Origin of the sequence: Arthrobacter sp. B10-11 (assembly GCF_033142195.1) — a bacterium.
In the GTDB taxonomy this organism is placed as follows: domain Bacteria; phylum Actinomycetota; class Actinomycetes; order Actinomycetales; family Micrococcaceae; genus Arthrobacter; species Arthrobacter oryzae_C.
Map to the genome: position 1 here is coordinate 1 of NZ_JAWMTH010000011.1, position 5,764 is coordinate 5,764.

At 65.2% G+C, this 5,764-nt stretch carries 3 protein-coding genes and 1 rRNA gene; all 4 read left to right on the top strand.

Going from position 1 to position 5,764, the window contains the following annotated elements; all coding sequences use genetic code 11:
- Positions 1 to 9: 9 nt before the first annotated feature.
- The 4 genes from rrf (at position 10) to RW112_RS20825 (ending at position 5,337) form a co-directional block, all read left to right on the top strand.
- Positions 10 to 126: ribosomal RNA gene (gene rrf / locus RW112_RS20810) — 5S ribosomal RNA — on the top strand.
- Positions 127 to 225: 99 nt separating this feature from the next.
- Positions 226 to 1,251, top strand: coding sequence for a LacI family DNA-binding transcriptional regulator (locus tag RW112_RS20815; RefSeq protein WP_317783578.1), 1,026 nt, complete (start codon positions 226 to 228; stop codon positions 1,249 to 1,251).
- A 122-nt stretch (positions 1,252 to 1,373) separates the two neighbouring features.
- Positions 1,374 to 2,177, top strand: a complete 804-nt coding sequence (locus tag RW112_RS20820; RefSeq protein ID WP_317783579.1) for a glucose 1-dehydrogenase — start codon at positions 1,374 to 1,376, stop codon at positions 2,175 to 2,177.
- Positions 2,178 to 2,301: 124 nt separating this feature from the next.
- Positions 2,302 to 5,337 (top strand): glycoside hydrolase family 2 TIM barrel-domain containing protein, encoded by a 3,036-nt coding sequence (locus RW112_RS20825; protein WP_317783580.1) that lies wholly within the window; start codon positions 2,302 to 2,304, stop codon positions 5,335 to 5,337.
- The last annotated feature ends 427 nt before the right edge of the window (positions 5,338 to 5,764 follow it).

Sequence of the window (5,764 nt, forward strand, 5' to 3'; positions counted from 1 at the left end):
AGCAAGGGTTACGGCGGTCATAGCGTGGGGGAAACGCCCGGTCCCATTCCGAACCCGGAAGCTAAGACCCACAGCGCCGATGGTACTGCACCCGGGAGGGTGTGGGAGAGTAGGTCACCGCCGGACATACATTAGGTCGAGAGCCTCCAAACACCCGTTTGGAGGCTCTCCCGCTTTAACCACCCAACCAAACCCCTCACCCTGAGGCCTCTAGACTTACACTTCATGAGCCACTCACCGCCGGCATACCCGGCCAAGCGGGCCACCATCCTCGACGTGGCCGCTGCCGCGGGGGTGTCGCGCCAAACGGTGACTCGGGCCATGAACGGCATGCCGGGCATCAAGGAATCCACACGCCAACGTGTGCAGCAGTTGGCTCAGGAACTTGGCTACACCCCCAGCCGCTTCGCGAAAGGCCTCGTCCAGGGAGCGCGGACTTCGGTAGGCCTGGCGATCCCCGACCTCACGAACCCGTATTTCCCGGCTTTTGCCTCAAGCGTCGTGGAATTGGCCACACTCCGCGGTTGGCACGTCGTGGTCGATGACTACGGGCACGGCGGCCGCAGCGGATTGGACGCCGTCGAGCATCTGGCGCCCCAGGTGGATGCCGTGATTGGCTACCTTGGCGGTTACGCGCAGCAGGCCCAGTCCGCCCTTGGCCGCCGGCCCCTCATAGTCCTTGACGAGACTCCTGGCGATGCGGCCGGAAGCATCAACTTCGACTACGACCACGCAGCCAAACTGGCCGTTGACCAGTTGGTGAAATCGAACCGGAGGAACATCGCCTATCTGGAGGCAGGATCCCCAACCGGCCTTGGCGGACAATCTCCGGGCACCGTCCGCGGGAAAGCCGTGGCCGGTCGGCTGCAGGACCTCGGGATGTCGTGGTCCCTGATTGTCGCCGAGGAGACGGCCGATGCAGCCAGGGCGGCAGTGGCCCGATTTCTCCGGGAGTATCCGGAGACGGACGGGATCTTGGCCTTCAACGATTTGATGGCCGCCGGGGTCCTCAAAGCACTCTCTGCGGCAGGGCGCACCGTCCCTGGGGACTGTGCCGTGATCGGCATGGACGGTATCCCGCTGGGTGTGCTCGTGACTCCCCAACTCAGCACCATGGCACTTGACCTGCGGGAAGTGGGGCGGGCCGCCGTCGAACTTCTTGATGGTTTGCTCTCGGGGTCCGTCATCCCCGGTTCAGAGGCGTCACGCCTCACCCTTAGACATCGGCTGATTCACCGGGAAACAGCCTGATCTTTGCCGCCTGTATTGTTCGCCCGGCAAATATGAGTCGTAGTGCCCTTTCGCCCGCACGGCCCGAGCTTCAAGCTGGGATGGGACAGGTGCCCGTCCAGGTGGGCGCTGCAGGTCCGCGCGTGAGCGCACCAAGGCCGCTCGGCGCCAACTGGTGGACAGGAGCAGGGATGGGACGGCTGGACGGCAAGGTAGGCCTCATCAGCGGCGGGTCGCGCGGAATCGGAGCGGCGATCGCCGAGCGGATGCTGCAAGAAGGCGCCAAGGTGATAATCGGAGACGTCCTGGACCAGGAAGGGGACGATCTGGCAGCCAGGCTCGGCAGCGATGTCCGGTTCGTCCGGCTCGACGTGACGAGCCCCGCGGACTGGCAGCAGGCGGTCCAGGCGGCTGTCACCGAATTCGGCAGTCTGAGCGTGCTGGTCAACAACGCCGGCATCGTCAACTTTGGCCGGATCGAGGAGTACCCCCATGAAGATTGGGCCAGGATCATCGACGTCAACCTGACCGGCGTGTTCAACGGCATCAAGGCAGCCGCTTCGGCGCTGGCGCTTGCAGGATCCGCCTCGATCATCAACATCTCGTCCATTGCCGGTATACGGGGATATGAAAGCCTGTCCGGCTACACGGCGTCCAAGTGGGGTGTCCGCGGCTTGACGAAGAGCGCTGCCCTGGACCTCGGAATATCCGGAACACGGGTGAATTCGGTGCACCCGGGGGTTATTGAGACGCCCATGACGGCGGGTATGACGTTCGACGTCGGACACGTGCCGTTGCACCGGATCGGCCAGCCCCGGGAGGTTGCCGACCTCGTGGTGTACCTTGCGTCGGACGAATCCTCCTTTGTGACCGGTTCCGAGTTCGTCATCGACGGCGGCGAAACCGCCGGGACTGTGTCGCCGCCTCCGGGAGGCTCCGGCAGCTGACGCACCCTTTCCAAACGTGGTGAGTCCGAGTACGATCGACAGGAACGTGAACGTTCACGAAACTGCGCCGGTGCCGTCGTGATGTGCCTGCTTTACCGGAATCGATCCCACCCCGAGGAAAGCCATGACCGTTAAGTCCTCCACCGCCACCCCAGCTCCTGCCGCTAGTCCAGGTTCCGCCGTAAGGACGCTCGAGGTGGCCGCCGCACAGGTCGCTGACCTCGCTTCGGTGGCACCACCGAAGGGCACGCTGCCGGCACGGGCTTACCTTGACAGCACTGCGCCGCGTATGTCGCTGAAAGGCGTGTGGAAGTTCAGGCTCCACCCGGGCATCCGGCAGGCGCCGCAGGACGGCTGGCAGGCCGGCGGGGACAGGCCGGAGTTCGGCGATCTCCCGGTGCCGTCGAGCTGGCCCATGCACGGCCACGGCACACCCTGGTACACCAACGTGCAATTCCCCTTCGCGGTGGAACCTCCGCATGTCCCGGATGCCAACCCCGTCGGTGACTTGTTCGTTGAGTTCGAGGCCGGCCCGGAGTTTTTCCCGAAAGCCCTGCTTCGTTTCGACGGCATCGACTCGGCGGGAACGGTGTGGCTGAACGGCACTTTGCTGGGGACCACGCGCGGAAGCCGCCTGGCGCATGAGTTCGATGTCACCGGTGTGCTGATTCCGGGCCGGAATGTGCTGGCGGTCCAGGTGGCCCAGTTCTCGGCAGCCAGCTACGTCGAAGACCAGGACATGTGGTGGCTCCCCGGCATCTTCCGGGACGTGACGCTGCAGGCGCGCCCGTCGGAGGGCATCGACGACGTCTTTGTCCATGCGGACTTCGATCATCACAGCGGCGAAGGCATCCTGCGCGTTGAGGTGAGCCGGGCAGGCGAGCCGGTTGCCGCCGTCGTGCGCGTCCCGGAACTGGCGCTGGAACTGCACGCCGGCGAGGCGCATCGCCTCCCGGATATCTCACCATGGTCGGCAGAACTGCCACGGCTGTACGACGCGACTGTCAGCACAGCCACTGCCGGCGGAGCGGGGGAGACCGTTTCAGTCCAGATCGGCTTCCGGAGCATCGTTATCGAGGACGCGCAGTTCAAAGTGAACGGGCAGCGGATCCTGCTCCGCGGCGTCAACCGCCACGAACACCATCCCCGGCTGGGCCGCGTGGTGCCGAGGGAGGTCATGGAGAGCGAGCTGCGGCTCATGAAGCAGCACAACATCAACGCCATCCGGACCTCGCACTACCCTCCGCACCCGGACTTCCTGGCGCTGGCGGACCAGCTCGGCTTCTACGTTGTCCTCGAATGCGATCTTGAAACGCACGGTTTCGAAGAGGGCGCCTGGCAGCAGAATCCCAGCGCGGATCCGCAGTGGCAGCCTGCCCTCCTGGACCGGATGGCCCGGACAGTGGAACGCGACAAGAACCATGCATCGGTGATCATGTGGTCGCTGGGCAATGAGGCAGGCACCGGCGGGAACCTGGCGGCCATGTCCCGCTGGACCAAACTCCGTGACCCGTCCAGGCCCATCCACTACGAGGGCGACTGGAGCTCGGCGTACGTGGACGTCTACTCGCGGATGTACGCAAGCCAGGCGGAAACGGCGCTGATCGGCCAGGGCGTGGAACCTCCCCTGGATGACGCCGGCCTCGATGCGCGGCGGCGTGCCATGCCGTTTGTCCTGTGCGAGTACGTCCACGCCATGGGCAACGGGCCGGGCGGCATGTCCGAGTACCAGGATCTGTTCCATCGCTACCCGAGGCTGATGGGCGGCTTTGTGTGGGAGTGGCTGGAGCACGGCATCACACGGACGGGGCCCGATGGCCAGGAGTACTTCGTTTACGGTGGAGACTTCGGCGAGGAAGTGCATGACGGCAATTTCGTCACGGACGGGCTGGTGGACGCCAACCGTGTCCCCCGGCCGGGCCTCCTGGATTTCAAGAAGGTCATCGAGCCGCTATCCATTGAGGTGGCGGAGGACTGGTCCGCGTTCAGTGTCACCAACCGCTTCGATTTCGCTGATACGTCGGGGCTGGAGTTCCGGTACCGGGTGGAGGCCGACGGCGGAACGGTCGACGGCGGCCGGGTTGACGTTGCGCCCGTGGCGCCGCGTGAATCCGCCGACGTGCGGTTACCGGCGGGGTTGCGGGAACGTGCCGCGCAGGCGACGGCGGTGCTGACGGTGCATGCCGTGCTCAAGGAAGAATCCGTCTGGGCCCCCGCGGGCCACGAGCTTGCCTGGGGCCAGGAATCAGCCAACGTGCGTGTGGCGCAGCGGCCTGCGGCCACGGCCGGTGTCGAGGTGGACGGCGGTCTCCTTCGCTTGGGGCCGGCCGAATTCGAACGGACCACGGGTCAGCTCGTCCGGCTTGGCGGCACAGCCGTCGAGGGATTCCGGCTCCTGCTGTGGCGCGTACCCACGGATAACGACCTCGGTGCCGGCTGGGACAGCCCGGATCCCCGTCCCGTGGCTACGCAATGGCTGGACGCCGGGCTCAACCGGATGCATGCCCGGCTCGTCGGTATTTCTTCCCGTCCCACGGCCGGCGGCGGGGAGGAGCTCGTTGTCCGGACCCGGGTTGCCCCTGCCGGCAAGCAGTTTGGTGTGCTCGCCAACTATGTCTGGACCAGCGACGGGGACAGTGTCAGCCTGCGGACAACGGTCAAACCCGACGGTTCGTGGACCAACTCCGGCCGGCCGGTGCCGTGGGCGCGGATCGGCGTGGAACTCGTGCTGAAGTCGCCGACCGAATCCGTGGAGTGGTTCGGCCAGGGGCCGCATCACAGCTATCCGGATACCGGCCAGGGCGCCAGGCTCGGCTGGCACAACCTGCCGTTGAGAGACATGGACGTGGACTATGTCCGGCCGCAGGAGTCCGGCGCCCGCTCCGGCGTGCGCTCCGCGGCACTGAACCTCGACGCCGGCCGGCTCACCGTCAGGGGTGAACCGTTTGCCCTGACCGTGCGCCCGTACAGCCTGGGAGTACTCGACGCCGCGACGCATCGGCCCGACCTTGTGCCGGACGGGCGCAGCTACATGTACCTCGATCACGCGGTGCATGGGGTGGGAACTGCGGCGTGCGGTCCGGGAGTCCTGGAGGGCTACCGGCTGGAACCGGGGGAGGCGGACTTCTCGTTTGACTTTGCTGTGACTCAGTCCACATAAAGCTGATCGAGCCGCGGGGGCGGCCGCAGGCGGCGGGAAGGGCCCGAAAACCGCGGAATTCCACGGTTTTTGGGTTGTTCTTTGGTGTGTGGGGGTGGATTTGTGTGTGGTGCTGTGGGCGTGTAAAGTAATTCGAGTCGCCGCCGCTGATGCGGAAAGATTGCGACCGACCCCCTTCTGAATGGCCTGAAAAACGGCGCTTTTATGGCGTGCGGAAACCGGGCGGGGGCCCTTCCTGTGGTGCTTGTGGTTGGCGGTAACGCCGGTTTGCAAAGCGGTCCGGGATCGGGTAAGTTTGGGAAGTTGCTCCGGAGCGATCCACGGCTGGGATGTTGTGGTGGTGCCGGGTGTGTCTGTTGTTTGAGAACTCAATAGTGTGCCAAGTTTGTTGATACCAATTGTTTTATTGATTGGTTGTTTTGGCCAG

What these genes read in the sequence shown, in the direction of transcription:
- RW112_RS20815 (WP_317783578.1), top strand. Translation starts at nt 226, where the DNA reads ATGAGCCACTCACCGCCGGCATACCCGGCCAAGCGGGCCACCATCCTC.
- RW112_RS20825 (WP_317783580.1), top strand. Translation starts at nt 2,302, where the DNA reads ATGACCGTTAAGTCCTCCACCGCCACCCCAGCTCCTGCCGCTAGTCCA.